Below are 23,975 nucleotides of genomic sequence, written 5' to 3' on the forward strand. Positions count from 1 at the left end.
TACACTCTGATCAGGGTTGGCATTATCAGCATATGATGTATCAGAAGATACTCAAAGACCATGGAATCGTACAAAGCATGTCAAGGAAAGGCAACTGTCTGGACAATGCCATGATGGAAAACTTCTTCGGACTTATGAAGAACGAATTACTATACGTGAATCATTTTGAATCTGTCGAAGAGTTTGAACGAGAACTGAAGAAATATATCTGGTGGTATAACAATAAAAGAATAAAACTGAGATTAAAAGGAATGAGCCCGGCTATATACCGAGCTCACTACTATAGAGAGATAAATAATTAACGTTTAATTTAATGTCCAACTTTTCGGGGTCACATCATCGCGGCGCGGGGCACTTTTTTGCCGACGTATTTGAAGTCAATCGGTTACACAGTTGCACAGTGTGACAGTTAGAAAAACAAGCCTTCACCCAACCAAAAAAGTATCTATATATTTATATATATTTATATATATAAATATATAGAGATAATTTCGAGGGTGGAAGAGGAAAAATCGAACTGTCACACTGTATTTTTTGTGCAAACATTCGTGAACCGCAATCAAAATATCGTACCTTTGCATCGTCAAAATGAGAATGATACGACGCTCCCGCGCGAGGCAGAATTATTTTCCACGTGCACTAAGAAAATCTCCCACACGTGAGAAGAATTTCGTTCTTAATTGGCAATCGACAATGAAAAATTGACAGCTAATAAATTTTATTTACAAACTAAAAAAATAAGATTATGGCACTGAAAGTTAAAGCACAGGAAAAGTTGCAGAAGATTGGCAAGTATGAGGGCACTTATCGCTACATCATGATGCCCGAGTTGTACACCTCGCTCTCGCAGGACAAGGTGATCAAGGAGGCTGCCCTTCGCAGCGGCGTAAGTAAGGGCATCATGCAGGCCTGCTGGGATGCAGCTGGCGAGGTGATCAAGGCGTGGGCCACTGAAGGCCACTCGGTAGCACTGCCTGGTCTGGGCACCATGCGATTCGGACTGCGCGCCAAGAGCGTGGCCAAGGTAGATGAGGTGAAGGCGGGCCTCGTAACCAGTCGCCGCATCATCTTCACCCCGGCAGTAGATCTGAAGGACGAGCTGGCCAGCACCGCCATCCAGATCACCTGCTACGACCGCGACGGCAAGGAGGTGAAGCGCGTCACCAGTACCGACGCTGGTGTGGTGGAGGACAACGAGAATACCAATCCAGGCACCTCCCCTAGCCCCTCCCAAGGTGGCGGACAGCCTAGCGGCGGCGGAGACAATGATCCGATCGACGAGCCCAACGGCGACTAAGGGTTGGGGCGAAAGCCCCGCCCTATTCCAAAATTAAAAAATGTAAGAATGTAAAAATTGACCAATTAAACCTTAACCATTATGACAAAGAAGGAAACAGCAAAGTTTATTGTGCAATTGATTGCATCTATCGCATCGGCGATACTCACAGCACTGGGCGCCACATCGTGCATCGGCGCGTAGGCGCTGCCCAGCCTCACGGGCGCATGAATAGCCCGGCAGAAACACAAAAATCCCCCGCAGACGAATCTGCGAGGGATTGCTTTTTATATACAAGATGTATTACTGCATAGCAGGAGCGTCGGTCTCGGTGGGCCAGTATGGGTTCTGGTACATCGGACTCTGGTCGATGCTGGCGTGGTCGGCTGCTGTCAGCAGGAACTGGCGCAGAGGCAGTGGCTGCAGATAGTAGGCCATGCGCCAGGTAAGACCGTTGGCATAGCTATTGTTAGTCATGTTAACCACGTGTGGGCAGTGATACTCGCTGATGCTCTTCTGCGATACGTTTGAGCTGCTAGAGCCGTCAGCCACGAGGTCGTTATACCACTTCTCCATAGGTGTGTTCCACAGGTGGATACCCTCGGCATAAACAGGCTTCTTGATGAGCTGCTCGTATGAGCGCCAGCGCTTCAGGTCCATATCGCGCAGACCCTCGGCCAGGAACTCGCAGCTGCGCTCACGACGGATGTTGTAGAGTGTAGCGTCGGTGAGCAGCTCGCCAGCGGTGTAAGCACCCCAGTCGAGTGTCTCCTTGCTCATGTCGGTGGCAGCGATGGTCACCTGAGGATCGATGGCAGCACCGGTGAAGCCGGCAGCCTCGCGCACCTTCTTCCAGTACTCCAGAATCTTGCCCGCGTTGATGTTCTTGGTGAGCATATACTCGGCCTCGATATAGTTGAGCAGAGCCTCAGTGGCACGGAAGATAACGCAAGCGTTGTAGCTACCGCCATTGGCTGTGAGCGCACGGTCGAAGGTCATACCCTTGCGGATAGCGTAACCAGTGATATATCCATCCTCGGCGTTAGCGTTGGTGATGTTTGGTGTAGGCTCCTTCTCAGTCCAGTGTGTACCGGCATCGTCGGTCACGTTCAGGAAGCAGTTCACCTGTCCGGGCACCTTCAGCATCACCTGCAGGCGTGGGTCGCGGTTCTCTACCACCTTGGCTATCTCAGAGTCGTCGTAGGTGTACTTTGAAGCGTAGATAGGCTTACCGTCGGCCATCACGTAGCGCTCTACCAGCGAGCGGGTTACGCCAGTGCCGATGTTACCCTTCTCTACAGCCACCTCAACGTCGTTGTTCAGACCGAGCGACTTGCTGTACTCGCGCCACAACAGAATCTCGCTCTTGCCAGCGCAGTTGGTGGTGCCCCACAGCTCCAGGTAAGGATTGCTCTCGCCCTCGGCCTGAGGAACCACGCCGTTGTTGATGGTCAGCGTGTTCTTATACTTCTCGGCCACCTCCTCGGCAGCTGCAGCAGCAGTCTCGAAGAAGTACTTAGCCTCGTTCTCCAGCGAACCAGTGGGGAACTGGTAGTTAGGATTCTTGGCAGCACCTGGCCAGCCTGTGCCGTTGGGCACGAATGGAGTGCCGGCAAAGTTGGTGAGCCATGAGCCCATGTAGAGGGCCACGCGGCTCTTGAACAGCTTGGCAGCGTCGGCCGAGATGCGTGTGTGGCGCTTCTCGAAGTCGGGCTTCATATAGGTGAGTGCTGTATCCAGGTTGTTCACGATGAAACGAGCCACCTCGTTGCAAGGCTGACGATGACTGGCAGCCACGAGCACGGCCTCATCATCGGGCAGAGCCTCGGTCAGGATGGGCAGGTCGCCATACTTCTTCAGCATGTCGAAGTAAGCGTAGGCACGGAAGAAGTAAACCTCGCCGATATACTGGCGGATGTTGGTCTCGTTGCCGCTGATGGCATTCTTGGCCAACTTATCCTTGAGCTCAGCCAACTGATAGTTGACGTTGCGGATATTACCCCACGACCAGTCGCCCTCGCTCTGGGCAGTGTGCCACAGATTGGCCGAGAACTTAGCGCTTGGTGTGCGCGCAGCCTGAACGTCGGTGTTGTTATCGTTTGTATATGTACCGTAGTCCCAACCGCCATGACCAGGCATGATGTCCTGATAGAAACGGTTAGCTACAGCCTGCACCTGGTCCTCGCTGGTGTAGAAGTTCTCAGGTGTGAGCGATGATGGTGGCTCCTGCTCCAGATAGTCGGTACATGCAGTAACGCCAGCTGCGAGAGCCAATGCTATGAATGAAGATTTATATAGTTTCATGATTTCCTATAATTATAATATGTGAAAAATACCATTAGAACGATACGTTAAGACCGAAGGCGAATGTCTTCTGCAAAGGATAGCCGTTGTTCTGATCTACAGAGTTTGACATCAGCTCAGGATCGAACTGGTGAGGCATCTTTGTGATAGTGAAGAGGTTCTCGGCCGAAACAAACACACGCAGGTTGGTGATGCCCCAAGGCTGAGTGATCTGGCGTGGCAGGGTGTAACCCAGCTGCAGATTCTTCAGGCGAACATAGGCACCATTCATCAGATAGCGGGTCTGAGCCTGCTCGTTCTTGTCGCTGAACTGTACGCGTGGCAACCAACCGTCCTGATTGGCCTTCTGATAACCGTTCTGAACCGACCATGTGTTGGCATCGCGGTAGTAGTCCTGAACGTCGGTGATACCTACGCTCCACCACTCCCATGAGTTGGTGGTACCAAACAGGTACTCCAGACCGCCGCCCCATGAGCCACCGATCCACCAGTCGCGCTTCATCACGCCCTGGAAGAAGGCGCTCAGGTCGAAGCCCTTCCAAGCTGCATTCAGGTTCAAACCTACCAGGTAGCGAGGTGTAGAGTTACCAATCACCTTCAGGTCGCCGTGGTCGTCCAGTGTCTGTGCGCCACGCGAAATCTTGTTGTCGCCATTCAGGTCGCGATACATGATATCACCAGCAGCCCAGTTGCTGCCCAGTGAGCTCTGATCGGCTGTAGCCAGGTGGGCGTTCATCTCCTCGTCGCTCTTAGCGATACCGATGGTCTCAAAGCCCCAGATCTCGTTCATATAACGACCCTTGATGTAGTTGTTGATAGAGTTTGTGGGGTTGTTAGGATAACGAGTGATCTTGGTGCGGGCATCAGAGATGTTGAAGGTGACGCCGTATGACAGACCGTTCTGCAGCACGTCGCGCCAGCTGATCTGCAACTCCCATCCAGAGGTGCGCAGGTCGGTATTGTTGGTCACGGGCACGCCGGTACCCAGGATAGCAGGCAGCTCAGGTGCATTACCCACCATGTTCTTGGTGTTACGGATATAGTAATCGAATGTACCAGTGAGTCGGTTGTTGAAAGCACCGAAGTCGAGACCCAGGTCGTAGCTCTCCACCTTCTCCCATGTCAGCAGGGCTGAAACGAGTCCAGGAGCGCTGGTGGTGTTAGGCTTAGCGCCATTCTGCAACCAAGTTCCGGCTACAGAGTTGTAGGCGATGGTCTGGTAGGTCTGATACCAGTTGTTGATATTCTGGTTACCCAGCGAACCGTAAGAAGCGCGCAGCTTCAGGGTGTTCACTGTGCCGGCCAGATTCTCCCAGAACTTCTCGCGGGCGATGTTCCAACCCAGTGATACTGATGGGAACAGCTTCCACATCTTGTCGCTACGGAAGCGTGAGGTTCCGTCGTAACGCAGGTTGGCCTCAAACAGATACTTCTCATCGTAGTTATAGTTCACACGACCGAAGAAACCGGCTGTCTGCCACTGGTTGCGCGAACCGTTCACATCGGGAACGATAGCCTCGCCAGAGTAGCTCAGACCGTTGGTCAGGTCAACCTCAGGCTTCGAAGGATCCAGGATACCGTTGCGCTGCAGTCCGAACTGGGTGCGCTTCAGCTGCTCAGTCTGGAAACCGCCCATCACGTGGAAGTTGTGCTTCTCGGCCATGGTCCATGTATATTCGCTGTAGGCCTGGAAGTTCAGGTAGTTATCCTTCGACTCGTCCTCGTGCACATTTGAGTTCTGGTTGTAGATGATAGCCTCGCCAGCCACGTTGTGGTTGTAAGTGCGCTGACTATCCCAGTGGCGGATGGCATTATCTATTTTGTAGTTGAAGTCGATATGTGTGATCCAGTTCTTCACTGGCTCCAGTACGAAGCCCAGCTGATGGTTCAGCACGTCGCGCTCCAAGCGGTCGGTACCACCAGTAGCCAGTGCCAGTGCTGGTGATGGTGAAGAGTAGAGATAGCCGTTGCGATCATACAGGGGCAGCATAGGCCATCCCTGACGGGCCATATCGTTATAGAGGCTGCCAGTGAGAGCAGCAGGACGATGATAGTTGGTGCGGGCAAAGCGCATGTTGTAGTTCATGCGAATCCACTTGGCCAGCTCAACGTTCAGCTTAGCGGTACCATTGTAGCGCTTGTAACCATCGCTACCCATGTTCATGAATCCGCCCTGATCCAGATAGCCGATTGATGCATAGAAGTTCAGCTTGTCAGAACCGCCGTTCACGCTGGCGTTGTGCTCCTGCGAGAAGGCTGAGTTGCGGTAAACCACGTCGTACCAGTCGATATCGTCAATACCGTAGCCGTAACCGTCGTCCCATGTGGTGCCGTTCTGCGAACCGATGGCGTAAACCAGTTTGCCATCGGCAGTGCGGCGTGTGCCAGGACCTACGGGTGTGGCATCGTGATACTCCTTGATGGCTGCCATGCGCTCGGCATCAAAGAATACCGACTGACCCTGATTGGTCTTGGCATCGTTGAGCCATGAAGCATAGTCCACAGAGTTCATCATGTGCTTACCGCGAATCAGATTGCTGAAACGGAAGCTGTTGTTATAGTTCACCTTCACCTTGCTGTCCTTGCTACCGCTCTTGGTGGTGATCAGGATCACACCGAAAGGTGCACGGCTACCGTAGATAGATGATGCAGCGGCATCCTTCAGCACTGAGATGCTCTGGATATCCTGTGGGTTGATGGTGTTGAGGTCGCCCTCCATACCGTCGATCAGGATCAGAGGCGAACCGCTTGAACCCTCACCGATGGTGGCAGTACCACGCACGTTGATGCTGGGAGTAGCATCCAGCTGACCGCTGGTAGCGGCAATCTGCAGTCCGGGCACTACACCCTGCAATGCCTGAGCGGCATTAGCCACGGGGCGCTGAGCCAGCTCGTCGCCATCTACTACTGACACGGCACCAGTAAGGTTTACCTTCTTCTGGGTACCGAAACCTACTACTACAACCTCCTGAAGGGCTTTTGAATCCTCAAGCAGGGTTACCTTTACGTTAGGACCGGTAACCTTGATAACCTGAGTCTTATAGCCGATGTAGCTCACTTCGAGCTGGTCGCCACGCTGAGCGTCGATGGCAAAGTTACCCTCAAAGTCGCTGATAGCACCCTTCTGTGTGCCTACAACCTTGATGGTAGCACCAATGACGGCCTCACCCGACTGATCGACTACTAAACCATTCACCTTAGATGACTGTTGAACTCCTGTTACTCCTCCGTAAGCATAAGCCTGAGTGACTGGTGCTGTAGAACAGAGTAACGCTGCCAAGGCAGAGGTAACAAACACATGCCTTGATGACAAAACACTCTTTTTGTACATTTTTTAATTAGTTAGTTAATTATAATTGTTAGTAACAAGTATTTTAAAATTCCTGAAACATGGCGCAAAATTAAACATTTTTTTGGATTTAATGCAGGATAATTGAAAAAATCACAATTATTTTATTTAAATTTGCACCAAATAATTAAAAAACGATGAGAAAACTAACCATTCTGCTACTCCTAGTGGCCTGCAGCTCCATTTTTGCTGCTACTATCAACCGCGTGCACATAGATCTTAGCGGCACATGGCAATTCGCTCTCGACCCCGAGGGCACCGTGAATCCTAATCAGCTGTTGACAGACACTATCTGTCTGCCAGGAACCACCGACACCAACCGGAAGGGCTTCGCCATCCAGAAGCGGGACGAGACCACCCATCTCTCGCGCCTCTTCGCCTACAAGGGCAAGGCGTGGTATAGTCGCACGGTAGAGATACCGGCCAGCTGGCGTGGGCGACCGGTCTTTCTGATGCTGGAGCGCACCAAACCATCGCAGGTGTATGTGGATGGGCACTTGGCTGGCGCGTCGAACGATATTTCTACCCCACAGGTGTTCGACCTGCGGAAACTGCTCACGCCGGGCCGACACCAGCTCACCATCATGATTGACAACAGTAGCGGGGTGCCACAGCAGCTCTATGCCAGCAGTCATGCCTACACCGAGGACACGCAGACCAACTGGAACGGCATCATCGGACAAATCATGCTGCTGCAGCAACCGCAGCCCAGCGCCGAGCCACAGAAGGAGGTGCACCCAAACTTCAGAAACTTCCACATAGAGAAGCAGCACTTCTATGCCAACGGGCATAAGCTGTTTCTGCGCGGCAGGCACGACGCCTGTGTATGGCCACTGACAGGTCATGTGGCGATGGACACCGATGCCTGGAGAGCGTATTTCGCCACATGCACGGCCTACGGACTGAACCACGTGCGCTTCCACTCCTGGTGCCCGCCCGAAGCGGCTTTCCAGGCTGCCGACGAGGCTGGCATCATCCTGCAGCCCGAACTGCCTTTCTGGGGCAGCTTCGACGAGAAGGACTCACTGCTCATGACCTTCCTACACAAGGAGGGCCTCAACATCCTGCGCTGGTATGGCCATCACCCCTCGTTCCGCATGTTTGCACTGGGCAACGAGCTCTGGGGCAGCATCGAGAAAATGGCCGAGTTTGTGGCCGACTTCAGAAAGGCGGCACCCGACAAGCTCTACACCTTCAGCTCTAACTATTATCTGGGCTATCAGGGGGTGAAACCGGGCATGGACTATTTTACTACTTGCCGTGTAGGCGGCGAGGGATGGGGCAACTACAACACCCACACGCGCGGCTCGTTCTCGTTTGCCGACGCTGCCGACGGCGGCATGATCAACCACTACTACCCCAACACGCTGATGAACTTCGAGGAGGGATGCGCACTGGCCAAGGTGCCCATCATATCGCACGAGACGGCGCAGTTTCAGACCTATCCCGACTACGACGAGATAAAGAAGTACACGGGCGCGCTATATCCTTATAATATGGAGGTGTTCCGACAGCGACTGCAGCAGGCTGGCATGGCCGACCAGGCGAAAGACTTCCACAAAGCCAGCGGACTATGGGCACTGCAACTCTACAAACAGGACATCGAGATGGACCTGCGTACCAAGAACATGGCGGGATTCCAACTGCTCGACCTGCAGGACTATCCCGGTCAGGGCTCGGCCTACGTGGGTATCCTCGACGCCTTCATGGATAGCAAGGGGCTGTGCACGCCCAGTGAGTGGCGACAGTGGTGCGCACCGGTAGTGCCACTGCTGGCAGCCGACCGCTTCTGCTTCACCATCGAAGACGGCATCCACGCCCTGGTGCAGATAGCCAACTACAGCGGCGAGTCGCTGGCGGGGAAGACACTGCGCTGGCAACTGACCGGGCGCGACTTTGAGGCCGCAGGACAAAGCAAGATTCCATCGGCAGAGGGACTGTACAACGCTGCCCGCTTGGATATCGACCTGAGCACGCTGAAGGCCCCCACCCAACTGCAACTACTGCTCACCATCGATGGCACGCTGTATCAGGGTGAGCCTTATCACAACAGCTACCAGCTCTGGGCTTATCCTGCCTGGACCGACCTGAGCAAGCTGGAGCAGCAGGTGATAGTGACCAACGAACTATCCGACCACGTGGCACAGCTGCTGGAGCGCGGCAAGAGCGTGCTGCTGATGCCCGACTCTACGGGCCTGTGCGTAGGACCGCTGTTTCAGACCGACTACTGGAACTACCGCATGTTCAAGACCATCTCTGAAAACAATAAAAAGACCGTATCGCCCGGCACCATGGGCATACTGACCAACCCTGACCACCCCATCTTCCGCGGATTCCCCACGCAAATGCACACCAACTGGCAGTGGTTCCCCATCATCAAGGCCAGTCACCCCATGATGCTCGACAACACCGGACAGAACTACCGCCCCATCGTGCAGGTGATAGACAATATTGAGCGCAACCACAAACTGGGTCTCATCTTCGAGTTTGCCATAGGCAAAGGCAAACTGCTGGTGTGCATGGCCGATATGGAGAAAGCCATCGCCTACCCCGAGGGACGCGCCTTCTATCGCAGTATGCTGCAATACATGACATCGACCGACTTTGCGCCAAACACACAAATATCGGTCGATGACTTCAGGCGGCTCATCACCACCCCTGTAACAGAAGGAAAGATAGGCGAGCTGAATAATATCTCACCCTATTAGAATCGGGTGCTGCCGTCGTAGTTGAAGATGGGGGCATCGGTGGGCACCTCCTCATCGTAGAACCACACGGCCGAATCGTTCATCTTGGGATGCTGGCGGCCCAGCAGCTTGATCATTTCGGCACCGGCCCAGAGCACGGGGCCATAGCCGTGGGCAGCCATCACATGCACAGGGCGATAGGCATAGAAGGCGGGATCGAAGCCCATGCCCGTGCCCACGCACACACCCTCTACCTGACCTTTCGCGTTGACAGCCGAAGCCACGGCATGCCAGGCCAACTGGGCCACGGGGCCATACACCTTGGCATCTACCCAACCCTGATTGATGGCGTGGGCAAAGCAGTAGGCATAGATGGCTGTGGCGGATGTTTCGAGATAGGTGTCGGCACGATCCAGCAGCTGATGCCAGAAGCCGTCGTGGTGCTGCAAGGCGGCCAAGCCCTGCAGATGCTGCTGCAGCAGGCGCATAATCTCAGGGCGCTGGGGATGACTGGCTGGCAGCACATCGAGCACCTCGCACAGCGTGAGGATGGCCCAGCCGTTGGCACGGCCCCAGTGGTAGGCGGGATGCTGCGCCATGCTCTCCACCCATCCGTGGCGGAACAACTGCTTCTCGGGCACCCACATCCTGCTGGCAAACTGCAGCACCTGGCGCGCTGCCTCGTCGTAATACTTCGCTTCGCCGGTATAGAGGCCCATATAGGCCACACTGGGGATGCCCATAAACATATCATCGAGCCAGACGGTGTTCTTCTGCGGACGGATGCGGGCAAAGGTGCCGTCGCTCAGTCTATATTCCTTATTTATAATATAGTTGCTATAGTGGCGGATGCGATCATCCACCAACTGGCGCAGCTTCGGGTCGGCATCCTTGAAAATGGTGGTCATGGCCTTGATCATCGAGCAGCAGATGGCGCCACAGTCGTCCAGCGCATGGGGGTCAACGATGCGACGGGCATTGCCACTGATACCAGTGCCCTGTTTCAGGGCAGTGGTATATTGCGGTGCCATCTCAGCCAGCAGCTTGTGGCGGTCATATACATAGCGGCGATAGGTCTCGTCGCCAGTGGCCTCGTAGGCGGCCAGCACACCCGAATAGGTAACGCCCCACTCATAACTGGTCAGTCGGAAACTGCCTTTCTCCAATTTGGGATCGAGTGGCGTCTCCTTGTCGATATAGCGCAGCACGCGGTCGATGGTGCGCTTCACATCCTCGGTCTTCGACACACCATAGCCCACACGGTAGGCGGGTTTCATCAGGTGCAGCGGTGTGTTGCTGTCGTTGATGGCGCCATCCTGCGCAGCGGGCTTGGCGTCAAACATCTCGGCACCCAGATAGAAACCGGGCTCGGCAGGCTGATTGTAGCCCACATTCTGCGTGGCTACCGACAGACGGTAAGGCACGTCGGCCATCAGTGTGGTGAGGCGATAATCGGTTTTTATGGGTGAGATGAAGATGCGCAGCTCGGTGTCGTCGGGGGTGCGTGCTATCACCTCCTCGCGCCAGTCGCCCAGGATATCGGCAGCCAGACAGGGGTTCGACTTGGTGCCGTTGTTGAACACGATACCGGGGAATTTGATCAGTTCGTCGATGGTATGGTTCTGCCAGTTGAACTTGGTCACCGTCTCGCGGTCGAGCAGTTCGCGCAGCAAGTCGCCATCCCACCAGATACCGAAGTTCACGGAGAGATAGCGCTGCCCCAGCTTCAGGTGCTGCTGATGCTGCGGGTCGGCGGCGTCTTGTGCGCTATAGATCACCTGTCCGTGGATATTACGGATGCCATGACTGTCGGTGCTCCACATCTCCACACCGGGGTTGGTGGGGTCGATATCAGCGGCCATGCAGCGGCCCACGTCACTCTTCGAAGGCACCTGAAACAGCACCTCGCCAGTGCGGGCATTGCGGAAGTCGCTACCATCGCGGCGGTTCTCATGGCAGTCCCACACCTGCAGCTCGGGCGACGTAGGGTCGAAGCACATCAGATGGATGGCATCGCCATGGCCCATGCCGGTGTTGTAGAGGCCGCGACCGTCGTGATCCACAGCCATCGAGCCGTAGGTTATCTCATCGCAGCCATCGCCATCCACATCGGCCACACGCAGGTTGTGATTGCCCTGTGCGGCATAGCTGGCCCATTGGGGCTGGTTGGTGTCGAAGGTCCAGCGCTGGCGCAGTTCGCGTCCGTCCCAATCCCAGGCTGCCAGCACGGTGCGGGTGTAGTAGCCACGGCAGAAGATGGCCGACGCCTTACTACCATCCAGATAGCCCACTGCAGCCAGCATGCGGTCGGAACGGTTGGCATAGTTGTCGCCCCAGTCGGCCAGGTTGCCACGCTCGGGCACGTAGGGTTTGGTGTCCATGGCGCGACCGGTCAGTCCGTTGAACACGGTGATATACTCATTGCCCGTCAGGATGCGACCTGTCATGGGGCGCCAGCGCTTGTTATATTTCCCCCACTCGCGTTCGGGCTTGGGGTTCTGGGCATCGGCAGGCGCACGGTGGCGGTAGTCGGCCTGGGCATCGCCAATCACGCGCCCTGCCCCATCGCGGGTGCCGTCGCTGGTGCGCACAATCAGTTCAGCGCGCCCGTCGCCATCCAGATCATAAAAGATGAAGGGCACGTAGTGGGCACCGCTGCGGATATTGATACCCATATCAATGCGCCACAGGCGTTTGCCGTCCAGGCGGTAGCAGTCGAAGATGGTGGGTCCGGTAAAACCGTCGTGGGCATTGTCGTGCGCATTTGAGGGGTCCCACTTCAGGAGTATCTCATACTGTCCGTCGCCATCCACATCGGCCACACTGGCATCGTTGGCATGATAGGTGTAGGCCTCGCCATCGGGGGTGGTGCCACCGGCAGGGCGCTGCAGTTTGATGGGCAGATAGCCGTCGGGGGCATCGGCCTTCACCACAAATTTTCCGTTGCGCCCGCCACCGCGCACCTCGTAGGTGGCTTTGCCGGTCAGGGGGTGCTCATCCACAAAGAACGAACCGCCACGGGTCAGGGGCTGGGCATTGAGTTTCTTGCCATTGCGATACACATCAAAGGCCTCGTCGGCAGCATCGCTGGGCAGCACGCGCCAGCTCACCACCACATGACCGCCATGGCGAAACGCCACGGTGCCGCGGTTCAGCTGCTCCACGTGCATCTTACTCATATCATAGCGAGGCTGAGCCTGCACAAAAGATGGGGTAACGAAATGTGACGCCATCAGAATCGAGATAATAGTTTTCCTATTCATATCTTGTTTTTTTTATCTTTTCTGCTGCAAAAATACTAAGAAATCGGCAAGTATATACATTATTTTTATACGAAAAGCAACAAAAATGTACAATGAGTGGGCATGTAATTGGAAAAATATGATTATTTTTGCACGCAATTACAGCTAACGAAATATGAACTTAAAAACAAAGATACTAATCAGCATGCTATGCCTGAGCTTTAGCCTACAGGCACAAGAACGATTATTGACCAACAGCAGGCACATCAGTTCGGCCGACGGACTGCCCAGCAACCAGATATTCGACATGACGCAGGATGCCGATGGCTATATCTGGATGGCGGCTGCCAACGGACTGTGCCGATATGATGGCTATCAGTTCTATAACATCTACAACCTGGGCCCGGAGTCGGACCCTATCCATGGTGTGGTGGGATATGTGTTTCCCGACGACGACAGGCGCCACCTGTGGATGCGCACCTCAACCTACGTGTATTGCTGCTACGACCTGCAGGCCGACTGCTTCATCGACTTCACGGGGCGGGGTGACCATGCGCGCACATACCGCCGCTTCATCCGCGGCAAGCAGGGCGCCCTCTGGATGTTCGACGACGAGAGTGGCGTGCGCCGCGTGAAGGGTAACGCCAACGGCCACGTGAACTGCAGAGACTATAACAAAGCCAACGGCGGACTGCCCATCAACCACGTGAACGATGCCTTCGAAGACTCGCAGGCACGCCTCTGGGCCATGACCTCGGCGGGCATCACCATCATCGACAACCGTGGCGAGGCGCGCACCATTGCCCGTGGCACCTTCTTCCGTCGCGGCATACAGATAGGCCGACAGATGCTGGCACTGACCAACACCGGACTGATCTATATCTTCGACGAGAACGGGCGCGAACAGCACCGCATGCAGATAGCTGCCGACATCAGCAACATCAAGATGGTGACGGCCAGTTTCCAGTGGCACGGCTGCTGGATGATCATGACCAACAACCAGACCCTGATGGTGAACCCACAGAAGGGCACTGCCACCGCCACCGAGCAGTATCACGTGCAGAGCGGTGCGCTGATGGAGGGACTGACTGACGACGACAACTACTTTGTGAGCAACAGCACGGGTGTGCTCTACGTATTCCCCGCGCAGGGCGACATGCGGGTGCTGAACCTGATGCAGGGGGTGAAATCAACCGTGGAGCGCTTCCGCCGCTATAATATCAAGAAAGGTGCCGACGGACAGTACTATATCGCCAGCTATGGCAACGGTCTCTTCGTCTATGACATCCGCCACGACAAGTTGCAGCACTATTCGGCCACATCGCCATGGGCCATCGTGGGCAACAGCTATCTCAACAATATCCTCATCGACCGCAGCGGATGCATCTGGCTGAGCGAGGAATCGACAGGACTGACGTGCATCCTGCCACCCGACAAGACTAATGCCGAATACTTCTACCCACAGCCCAACCGCAAGGGCGACTGGAGCAACTTTGTGCGCATGGTGACCTACACCAGTGGCAACAAAGTGCTGCTGAGCACACGCGACAACATGCTCTACGAACTGACGCCATCATCCTGGCAGCACCCTGCACCGACATCGCTGCCGGCGGCTGTCTATGCCTACTACAAGGACAGCAAGGGGCACACCTGGATGGGCACTCGCGGCGGTGGACTCTACATCGACGGCAAACCCATCGATTTCCCTTCGGCACAGATCTACGACATCACCGAAGACCCGCTGGGCCGACTCTGGATAGCCACCTGGGGCGAGGGCTTGTTTGTGGTGCGACTGGAGGCTAAAGGCAAACTGAACATCACCCGACTGATGAAGCGCTCGTACAACGAGAGTTGCACCCGCATCATCCGCGCCGACAGCAACCACCAATACTGGTTGGCCACCAACAACGGCGTGTATCACATAGACATGCTGAAGCAGCAGCTGACTGACAACGACCTGGTGAACCATAACATACAGCACGGCGACTTCCCCTTCGACGAGATATCATGCCTGATGCCCGACTCGGCTGGTAACATCTGGGTGGGCGGACGCGGCGGCGGACTGCAGAAATGCCGCTACGAAAACGGTAAGTTCAGCATCGTGCAGGGCTACACCACGCACGACGGACTCATCACCAACAACATCCTCTCCGTGACATCCGACCGCCAAGGTAATGTATGGACGGGTACGGACAACGGCATCACCTGCATCCGAAAGGACGGCAAGGTGAACTCGTATCAGTTCGGACACACACTTGAGAGTAATATCTACAGCGAGAACAGCACTGCCATGCTGCCCGACGGCCGACTGCTGTTCGGCACGGCCTACGGCATGATGATTCTGGAGCCTGAACGACTGAATGCTGAGACACCGGAGAAGGTGGGCCGACCCATCGTCACCATGGTGAGCATCGACGGCATGCAGCGCTATCTCACCACCAACGACCGACAACTGGTGCTCAGTCACGACCAGAACTCGATAGAGCTGGGATTCTCGAATCTCGACTATGCCGGCATCGCCTCTACCCAATACCGCTACTACATGGAGGGACTGGAGCACGACTGGCGACAGCTGACGAGTGATAATAACACGCGATACAACGGACTGCCACCGGGCACGTATAAGTTCCACCTGAGCTCGCTCAACAAGAACAACCAGTGGAGCGAGGAGTATGTGTTCACCATCATCATCCGCCAACCATGGTACAACACCTGGTGGGCTTGGCTCATCTATCTCTTCATCATCGGCACGCTGTGCTGGTACTTCTACCGCGCATGGCGACGCAACTTCGAGCTCGACCAGCAGATACGTGTGGAGAAAGAGCTGTCAACATTCCGCCTGAACTTCTTCACCCATATCGCCCACGAGTTCCGCACGCCACTGGCCATCATCAGCGGCGCTGCCGATAAGCTCACGCAGAAGGGCAACGAGCAACAGGTGTCGCGCTCGGCTGTCCAGACGGTGCGCCGAGGCACACTGCGACTGACCAAGCTGGTGAACCAGCTGATGGAGTTCCGACGCATCAACACGGGCAACCAGCGACTGGCGGTGATGGAAGAGGATATCATCAAACTGGCACGCACCACCTGCGACGAGTTCCGCGAGGTGGCCGACCGCAAGGACCAGACGCTGACGTTCACACCGTTTGCACATCAGCATCGCTGCACCTTCGACCCGCATCTCGTAGAGACCATCCTCTACAACCTGCTCTCAAACGCAGTGAAATACACGCCACAGGGCGGCCATATCAGCATGAAGGCCAAACTGCTGGAGGCCGAGCAGCAGCTGCAACTCATCGTTGAGGATAGCGGACCTGGCATCAGCGAACTGCAGATACCACAGCTCTACCAGCCTTTCATGCACGGCTACGTGTCGCAGGGCGGCATGGGCATCGGTCTCTACACGGCTTATCAGTCGGCAGTGATCCACAAGGGGCATCTGGCCTATGAGCGCATTGCTGCCGAGGGTGGCTCGCGCTTCATCGTGACGCTGCCTGCCAATGCCGACGTGTATAGTGCCGACGACTATGCTGGCACCACCGCGGTGAACACCGCTACGGCACCCGAGAAGACACCCGACCACATACGCGAGCTGGCACCAGTAGCCTTCAACGAGAATATCACCGTGGCCATCATCGAAGACGATCCCGACATGCTCGACCAGATACGTGAGAGCGTGGGCCGCTATTTCCGTACCATCAGCTACACGGAGGGAAAGAAGGCACTGAGCGACATCGGTGAGCAGCAGCCCAGTCTGATACTGTGCGACGTGATGCTGCCCGACGTGAACGGCTTTGAGATAGTGCGCCAGCTGCGCGCTGCCGAGGACTCATGCAACATCCCCATCATCATGCTGACAGCACTGGATGGCGACGAGCAACTGCTGCGCGGCTACAAGGCCGGTGCCGACGACTACATGGTGAAGCCCTGCAACTTCGAACTGCTGGTGCTGCGCATCACCCAACTCATCAAGTGGTACAGCCGAGTGAAGAGTTCAGAATCCAATCTTCCGCTCGAGCTCCGCTCGCTTGCTACCGAAGGGACGCAAGAATCTCCAAAGACCAATCTTCAATCTCCCATCATCACCAACGAGGCCGACTTGCGCTTCCGCGAGAAGATGGAGACACTCGTGGCGCAGCACATGGGCGAGGCCGACTTCAACGTAGATATGCTGGCAGCCATGCTCAAGATGGGGCGCACAAAATTCTACGGTAAGATGAAGGAGTTTACAGGCATGTCGCCCAACAGCTATCTGCAGAACGAACGACTGAAGCGTGCTGCCGAACTGCTGATAGAAGGCGACCTGAACGTGACGGAGGTGAGCTACAAGGTGGGATTCCAATCACCTACATACTTCTACAAGTGTTTCAAGGAGAAGTATGGTGTGCCACCCAGCAAATACGGCAAGCAAAAATAAAACACACACAAAAGAGAACCGCCCCCAACGAGCCACTGCTCGCGGGGGCGGTTTACAAAAAACAACTATCCTTTAATTAATAACCAGGGTTCTGCCAAGCTTTCTTGTCAGCATCGCTCAGATTGGTACCATCCTCATTCTGGAGGGTATCGATAAACTTCTGAGGAATAGGACGATACTGATGACGGTCCTGTACGTTAGGTGCAGCCTCGGGGTTGAAGGCCTTGGCGCGCTTAACCAGCAGTCCGGTACGAGCCAGCTCATCCCAACGGTTCCACTCACCCAGCAACTCGCGTGTGCGCTCGTTGAATACGAAGTTCAGCATGCGGTCGTAGTCGCTGCTGGCACCAATCTCCTTCAGGATAGCCTCATCCTCGGCAGGCAGCTGTGAGTAGCTCTTGATCTGCAGGTCAGAAGCATCAGTGGTCTGTGCAATACCTGTTGAGAGATAATAGGTGTTGGTGTGGGTCATTGAGAAGTCGTAAGCCTCGGCATTAGTGAGCTGCTTACCAGCCTTATCCTTATTCTTCTTTGGTGTGATGCTGGCAGCGGTAGAGTTGTCAGTCAGTCCACCATCGCTCTTCAGGAATGCCATTGAGCCATCGGTGTAGTAGCTACGATCCTCACCCTTCTTCCACTGTCCACGGGCACGGAGCACGTTCACCGTGTTGATGGCCTCCTGGTAGTTGCCCAGACGAACCTGGCACTCAGCCTTCACGAGATAGGTCTCACCGCTACGAGCCATGATCACATCGCGGTGGGCATCGCCCTTCTCACCGGTACGGCTACCGTCGGCAGTCTTGTTGATACCGCAGAACACGTTTGAGGTTGAGGGGTTACCAGTATAGGTGTTGAGCACATACTTACCATCCTGGAAGGTAACGAAGGCATTGGGCACCCACTTACCTGTGAGAGGATTCACAAAGTTGTGCACGTCGCCACCACGACCGAAGGTACCGTAAGGGTTGCCATCGAAGCGTGAGTCGCTCTTCTTATTGAGGATGAAGATGATACCCTCGTCACCCAGATCAGGCATCTGATCGGCGGTGATACCGTTAGAAGCAATCACATCGGCATCCTTCTTAGCAGCATGGTTCAAACCATAAACGGTCTTGAAGGTCTTCCACATACGGGCATCGTTCACATTGTCGAACACAGAGTAAGCATACTCGGTAGGACGGCAGCGCTGGAAGTCCATACCACCGATATACTGACCACGCTGAACCCAACCACCAGAGAAGTTAGAGAACTGTGGGTCGAAATAGTTGTAGGTACGGTTACCGAAGCGGCCCTGAGTGGTCTTATCCTCATTATGCTCGGCAGTCATCAGGATTTCATCCAAACCCTCGTTGGGGCAGTCGATACCGGTCCACTTGGCATACAGGTCCCAGTAGTCGGAAGCCAGTGGGCATGCAGCAATCACCTCGTCGCAAAGAGAGATGGCGCGATTCAGGTCGCCACTCTTGTCATAGCCCGAAGCCCATGAAGCGCAGCGCTCACTCTGGCGATACAGCAGGGCCTTAGCCAGGAAGTGGGCAGCGGTATATTTGGTCCATGTACCATTGCCACGCCACTTGTCCTTGGGCAGCATCTGGTAGGCCTTCTCAAAGTCGTCGATAATCAGATTGAGTGTCTCCTCCTCGCTAGCGCGCTTGAAACTCTTCTTCACAGTACCGTTGGCAGGCTCGGTCTCGAGCACCACGCCACCATACTGGCAGAACAGGCGATAGTAGTTATATCCACGCAGGAAGTGGGCCTCGCCCAGTGCCTTGTTGCGGGCATCCTCATTTGATACGTTATCGGCCTTGCTGATAATCAGGTTGGCGGTAGAGATACCATAGTACATCTGGTCCCACAGTGCCGACACACCTGGGCAGTTCTTGTTGGCAGCGCCCAGAGCAGGTGTACAGTCCTGAGGATTCAGGCGGTTGTCGTAGGTATTCCAGGGCTCAGCGGTCAGGTCGGCACCGTTGGTAAACTCATCACATCCATACAGGGTGATACCATAGGCCCACTCGTAACCGAAGTGCCAGCGGATGTTTGCATAAAGTCCAGCAGCCATCTTCAAGGCACCCGACTCTTCTTCCAGCAGTGCATCTGAATAAAGGTGTCCGGCATCTTCCTTCAGGAAGTCGTTGCCACATGATGTTGCACCCACCAGGGTGAGCATCGACAGTGCACCGCAAACTATTTTATTGCTGATATATTTCATAATTATCTCATTTTTACATTTTGTAATTGTTGCATTTTCTTAGAAGTCAACCTGCACACCAGCTGTTACGCCACGGTTGAAGTAGGTGCGGCCGGTATCGAGATCCATAAAGTCGATAGAAGAGTAAAGCATACCCAGGTTGCGACCCTGAACATAGAGTTTCAAACCGTTCAGACCGATGCTCTTCAGCAGCTTCTTGTCGAAGTTGTAACCCAATGACAGGTTGCGGATCTTGATGAACGAAGCATTCTTGAATCCGAGCAGACCAGAATAGGGGTCACCACCCGACTGGTTGTAGATAGGCTTCTGCCAGTCTGCACCGGTATTATCGGGTCTCCAGTAGCTGATTTCGCGCTGCTGATACATACCCAGCTGGCCCTCGCCACCGGTGCTAACCATATACTTGAAGCGGCCCTGCAGATCGATAGTGAGCTCGAAGCCCTTCCAGCTGAAGCTGTTGCTCCAACCAGCGGTGAAGCGTGGGTTCTTGTTACCCAGAATCACACGGTCGTCAGCATTGATCTTGTAGTCGCCGTTCTGGTCAACAGGACGAACATTACCGGCAGTAAACTTCTCGCCGTTCTCGTTGAACTTAGCCATCTCAGCAGCATCGCTCTCCTGCCACAGTCCGTTGGCAGCATAACCATAGTAAACAGCGATCGACTGACCGATGAACCAAGCATTGTTCACGTCGTCTTCCTTACCATTGGCCAGCTCTACGATCTCATCCTTCTGCCAAGCCAGGTTCAGGTTTGAGTTCCAGATGAAGTCCTTGGTCAGCACGGGGATAGTGTTCAGAGTGAGCTCAACACCCTTGTTCTTGGTCTTACCAACATTGGTCTTCATTGAAGGATAACCAGAGAGCGAAGGAATAGACATATCGAGAATCAGGTCGTTAGTGCGAGAGGTGTAGAGGTCGATGGTACCACCGATGCGGCCCTTCAGGAAGCTGAAGTCGATACCAAGGTTCCACTGTGTGGTCTTCTCCCAACCCAGGTTCATGTTAGGCATCTGCACCTGACTGCTTGAGTAGTAAGGCTCGTTGGTGACGAGAATCTGCGAGTTACCAGTGCTGAATGGCATCCAGTAAGAGTTGATGAGTCCGAGGGTTCCGTAAGGCGAAACGGCTGCGTTACCAGTAACACCTACACCCAGACGAAGCTTCAACTGGTCGAGCCATGATACATTCTTCAGGAATTCCTCCTGCTCCATGCGCCAACCGAGTGCCATTGATGGGAAGAAGTCCCACTTCTTGCCCTGAGCCAGCACAGAAGCACCATCCCAACGTGCAGAAGCAGTGAGCAGATAGCGATCCATGAAAGCGTAGTTGACGCGGGCCATGTAAGAGGCCAACTGGCTACCGGTAAGACCAGAGCCGATGCCTACCTTATACTTGGTGTCGGTTACATCCACAGCACCCAGGTTGTTCCAGAGGAATGATGGGATGGGCACGTTCTCCTCGCTGATGCTGCTGGTCTCAGTACGTGTCTTCGAAGCACTCTGCAACAGGGTCAATCCCACATTGTGCTCGCCGAAGGTACGGTTGTACATCAGCATGTTATCCAGTGTCCAAGCCAGCTGATGACCATCGCCACGGCTCACGGTGTTGTTACCGCCAGCACGGCTGATAGAGCTGCTGTCGAGGAAGTTACCATTGCGATAGTAGCGGAACTCTGGTCCGAACTGTGTCTTCCAAACCAGTCCCTGCAGGGGCTCATAAATCTGGCCGAGGTCTATCTGAGCATAGAAGCTGCCCAGCAAACGGAAGTTCTGACGGTTATCATTACTCTTGGTCCACTCATTAATAATAGAATAGGTGTTAGTGGTTGAACCACCAGGCTGAGTGATGATGTCGCCATTCTCATCATAAGGCAGTGTGTAGCGCAGGATAGCCTTGGCAGCACCATACAGGTCGGTAGGACCAGAGCTGGTACCGTAAGCCTTAGAGTAACCATACTGCTGAACGCCATACGAAGCGTTGAACGAGCCACCAAGCTTGAACCACTTGTTGCCCTTCACGTCGGCACTGGCCGAGAAGTTGTAGCGCTCAAAGGTCTGACCCTTCTGGGTACCCTCGTTGCGCAGATAGCCGAACGATACGAAGCCAGCCACATTCTTGGTACCACCACGGGCACTCAGTGTGTGCTCCTGTGTAAGACCAGTCTGTGTCACCATGTCGGTCCAGTCGGTATCAGTCACCTTCGAACCATCCCATGAGCCACCGGCCCAACCTTTCATCACATTGGCCAGAGCCACATCGTCGCCACCGAAGAAGTTCTTATCCTGCTCCTGATTAGGCTGATCGCCAGGAGTATATTTGTCAGGGCTCATGTTGTAGTAAGCCCAGCGGCGCCAGGTGATATAGTCGCTGGCCTTCATAGCAGGACTCTTATCCACAATCTTCTCGAAAGTGAGCGAACCGCTATAGCTTACCTGCATCTTACCTTCCTGTCCGCGCTTGGTTGTAACGAGTACTACACCGTTGGCACCACGGCTACCGTAGATAGCGGTAGAAGAGGCATCCTTCAAGATGTCGATGCTCTCAATGTCGCGTGGGTTCAGGGTCTCGATACCGCCTGCCTGGAGGGGCACACCGTCAACAACGTAGAGAGGGCCTTTACCAGCCGAGATAGAACGCTGTCCGCGGATGGCGATGCTACCAATGGTACCAGGACGCTCGCTGGTGGTGATATCCACACCGGCTGCCTTACCCTGCAGTGCCTCGAAAGCATTGTTCACTGGCTTAGCATTCAATTCTTTCTCACCTACGCGTGTCAGCGCACCGGTCACGTCGCTCTTGCGCTGAACACCGTAACCTACTACTACCACTTCGTCGAGCAACTGCTTATCCTCTTCGAGGGTTGTCTTAATCTGATTTGTGCCAGAAAGAGAAATCGTCTGGGTGCGATAGCCTACATAGCTGATCACCAGACTTCCTTTGGCTGGAGCGTTGGCAATGACAAACTTACCGTCGAAATCGGTAACTGTACCATTGCTGGTTCCTTTAATAACTACACTTGCGCCGATGATGGGCTCACCCTGAGCATCGACGACAGTACCGGTTATCTTGTTCTGAGCGAATGCACCAATGGCAAACACAGTGAACAAAACCGTAAACATCAACCTCTGGAGCATACCCCAGCTGCTGTTCAGACTTGATCTACCAATGTCCTTCATACTGTTTGTTAATTTTGTTAAATAATTATAGTTTTAAAAAATTTGGTTTTGCTGCAAAATTAGGAGTTTCTGCATTCCGTTCTATATCAAAATCGTTCGATTACTATGATTTTCGTACAATCTCTGCTTTTTTAATTGCCATCAGGCTTCAGCAGATTGGTATTTCCCGACGGATACCACACAAACGCATCGGGATCGTCAGGATGCTGCGGGGTGTAATCCTGCCAGTCGGCACGCAGATGACTCACCAACGGACAGTTGATCTGCTTCAGTCCCATCACAATGAGCTTAGCCACCTGCCAGGCACCGTAGGGGTTGAAGTGGGTGTTGTCGGCCAGCGGTTTGGGCTGATTCACAAAGGTGTTGGCGGGATAGTGCACCAGGGCTTTCTTCGAGCCTTCGAAGCCCAGGGTCTCATAGAGCGTGGTGGTCAGTCCGTTCAGCTCTATCACGGGCACCTGCTCGCGACGGGCCACAGTGCGCATGGCTTCAGGATAGTCGCCATGGGTATTGGTCAGCGTTTTCTGGTCAGCCTCGAAGAAGCGTCGGGCTGTGGGTGTCACAAAGATGATGTTACCACCCTTGGCGCGCACCCTGTCGGCAAAGATTTTCAGATTGCGGGTATAGCTGTACCAGGCACCATCGCCGGGTTTCTTCTCTTTCTCATCGTTATGTCCGAACTCGCAGATCACGTAGTCGCCCTTGCGCAGCTGACTCAGAATCTTGTCGAGACGCAGCTGTGCCAGGAAGGTGGTGGCCGAGAGTCCGCTTTCGGCATAGTTGGCTATCACCACCTCATCGTCAAACCAGCGGGTGATCATCTGTCCCCATGATGCCCAGGGCTCTTCTTCCTGATCCACCACGGTGCTGTTGCCACAGAGGAACACGGTGGTGGCTGTGGTGTCGGGGGTGATGGTGATGCGCTGCACGGCTGGCGCAGGGCCGCAGAACTGCAGGTTCAGCGCCTCGTCCCAGTTCTTGTAGCTCAGTTCGCGCTGCTTCAGCTTCACGCTGCGCGCATCATCAATCTTGGGTTCATGTTTGTTCACCACAAAACTGATGGTCTGATATTTGCCTTTCTTGGTGCTCACCACGTCAGTATAATGCCTACGACTCTCAGCACGCACCACCGTCTGGGCAGCACGCTTCTTAGAACCGAGGGTGACCGTGACACGATAATTGCCATCGGGCACTCGAACCGAGAAATCGATGGGGGCGACACTTTCTTTATATAATAAGGTGTCGATAGTTTGCGCTTGCAGATACAAGCACGATACGATGGCCGTAGTTAAAGTAATTAGTCTTTTCATC

The 23,975-nt window shown here is 54.5% G+C and carries 11 protein-coding genes; 5 read left to right on the forward strand and 6 right to left on the reverse strand.

Annotated elements, in window-relative coordinates:
* The 3 genes from T360_RS0109640 to T360_RS16220 all read left to right on the forward strand — a co-directional run.
* A partial coding sequence (locus T360_RS0109640; RefSeq protein WP_028910969.1) for an IS3 family transposase occupies nt 1-302 on the forward strand: 302 nt, incomplete at its 5' end.
* Nucleotides 303-745: 443 nt separating this feature from the next.
* Nucleotides 746-1,297, forward strand: a complete 552-nt coding sequence (locus T360_RS0109645; protein ID WP_028912600.1) for a DNA-binding protein — start codon at nt 746-748, stop codon at nt 1,295-1,297.
* Between the two features lie 81 nt (nt 1,298-1,378).
* A complete protein-coding gene (locus tag T360_RS16220) occupies nt 1,379-1,480 on the forward strand; it encodes a smalltalk protein (RefSeq protein ID WP_155949475.1) in 102 nt (33 codons plus the stop codon).
* Between the two features lie 99 nt (nt 1,481-1,579).
* On the opposite strand, the gene T360_RS0109650 is transcribed toward T360_RS16220, so the two are convergent.
* Nucleotides 1,580-3,580 (reverse strand): RagB/SusD family nutrient uptake outer membrane protein, encoded by a 2,001-nt coding sequence (locus T360_RS0109650; RefSeq protein WP_028912601.1) that lies wholly within the window; start codon nt 3,578-3,580, stop codon nt 1,580-1,582.
* A gap of 34 nt (nt 3,581-3,614) precedes the next feature.
* Nucleotides 3,615-6,911: a TonB-dependent receptor gene (locus tag T360_RS0109655; RefSeq protein ID WP_028912602.1), complete on the reverse strand. Its 3,297-nt coding sequence runs from the start codon at nt 6,909-6,911 to the stop codon at nt 3,615-3,617.
* A 155-nt stretch (nt 6,912-7,066) separates the two neighbouring features.
* On the opposite strand from T360_RS0109655, the gene T360_RS0109660 reads away from it, so the two are divergent.
* On the forward strand, nt 7,067-9,637 hold the full coding sequence (locus tag T360_RS0109660) for a sugar-binding domain-containing protein (RefSeq protein WP_028912603.1): 2,571 nt from the start codon (nt 7,067-7,069) through the stop codon (nt 9,635-9,637).
* Here T360_RS0109660 and T360_RS16740 read toward each other — a convergent pair.
* Entirely contained in the window at nt 9,634-12,849 is a 3,216-nt protein-coding gene (locus T360_RS16740) for a glycoside hydrolase family 88 protein (RefSeq protein ID WP_369793509.1), read from the reverse strand. The two genes, T360_RS0109660 and T360_RS16740, sit on opposite strands and share 4 nt — an antisense overlap.
* 184 nt (nt 12,850-13,033) lie before the next feature.
* Between T360_RS16740 and T360_RS0109670 the strand changes: the two genes are divergently transcribed.
* The gene (locus T360_RS0109670) at nt 13,034-17,275 is read left to right on the forward strand and encodes a hybrid sensor histidine kinase/response regulator transcription factor (protein ID WP_036929401.1); all 4,242 of its coding nucleotides are present in this window, start codon (nt 13,034-13,036) and stop codon (nt 17,273-17,275) included.
* Nucleotides 17,276-17,351: 76 nt separating this feature from the next.
* On the opposite strand, the gene T360_RS0109675 is transcribed toward T360_RS0109670, so the two are convergent.
* From T360_RS0109675 to T360_RS0109685, 3 genes are all read right to left on the reverse strand, one after another.
* On the reverse strand, nt 17,352-19,487 hold the full coding sequence (locus T360_RS0109675; RefSeq protein ID WP_028912605.1) for a RagB/SusD family nutrient uptake outer membrane protein: 2,136 nt from the start codon (nt 19,485-19,487) through the stop codon (nt 17,352-17,354).
* 39 nt (nt 19,488-19,526) lie between these two features.
* Nucleotides 19,527-22,664, reverse strand: a complete 3,138-nt coding sequence (locus tag T360_RS0109680; RefSeq protein WP_028912606.1) for a TonB-dependent receptor — start codon at nt 22,662-22,664, stop codon at nt 19,527-19,529.
* Between the two features lie 131 nt (nt 22,665-22,795).
* Entirely contained in the window at nt 22,796-23,974 is a 1,179-nt protein-coding gene (locus T360_RS0109685) for a rhamnogalacturonan acetylesterase (RefSeq protein WP_036929404.1), read from the reverse strand.
* Nucleotide 23,975: the final 1 nt, after the last annotated feature.

It is taken from the genome of Prevotella sp. MA2016 (assembly GCF_000619825.1).
Lineage (GTDB): Bacteria > Bacteroidota > Bacteroidia > Bacteroidales > Bacteroidaceae > Prevotella.

What these genes read in the sequence shown, in the direction of transcription:
- T360_RS0109645 (WP_028912600.1), top strand. Translation starts at nt 746, where the DNA reads ATGGCACTGAAAGTTAAAGCACAGGAAAAGTTGCAGAAGATTGGCAAG.
- T360_RS0109660 (WP_028912603.1), top strand. Translation starts at nt 7,067, where the DNA reads ATGAGAAAACTAACCATTCTGCTACTCCTAGTGGCCTGCAGCTCCATT.
- T360_RS0109650 (WP_028912601.1), bottom strand. Translation starts at nt 3,580, where the DNA reads ATGAAACTATATAAATCTTCATTCATAGCATTGGCTCTCGCAGCTGGC.
- T360_RS16220 (WP_155949475.1), top strand. Translation starts at nt 1,379, where the DNA reads ATGACAAAGAAGGAAACAGCAAAGTTTATTGTGCAATTGATTGCATCT.
- T360_RS0109670 (WP_036929401.1), top strand. Translation starts at nt 13,034, where the DNA reads ATGAACTTAAAAACAAAGATACTAATCAGCATGCTATGCCTGAGCTTT.
- T360_RS16740 (WP_369793509.1), bottom strand. Translation starts at nt 12,849, where the DNA reads ATGGCGTCACATTTCGTTACCCCATCTTTTGTGCAGGCTCAGCCTCGC.
- T360_RS0109655 (WP_028912602.1), bottom strand. Translation starts at nt 6,911, where the DNA reads ATGTACAAAAAGAGTGTTTTGTCATCAAGGCATGTGTTTGTTACCTCT.
- T360_RS0109680 (WP_028912606.1), bottom strand. Translation starts at nt 22,664, where the DNA reads ATGAAGGACATTGGTAGATCAAGTCTGAACAGCAGCTGGGGTATGCTC.
- T360_RS0109685 (WP_036929404.1), bottom strand. Translation starts at nt 23,974, where the DNA reads ATGAAAAGACTAATTACTTTAACTACGGCCATCGTATCGTGCTTGTAT.
- T360_RS0109675 (WP_028912605.1), bottom strand. Translation starts at nt 19,487, where the DNA reads ATGAAATATATCAGCAATAAAATAGTTTGCGGTGCACTGTCGATGCTC.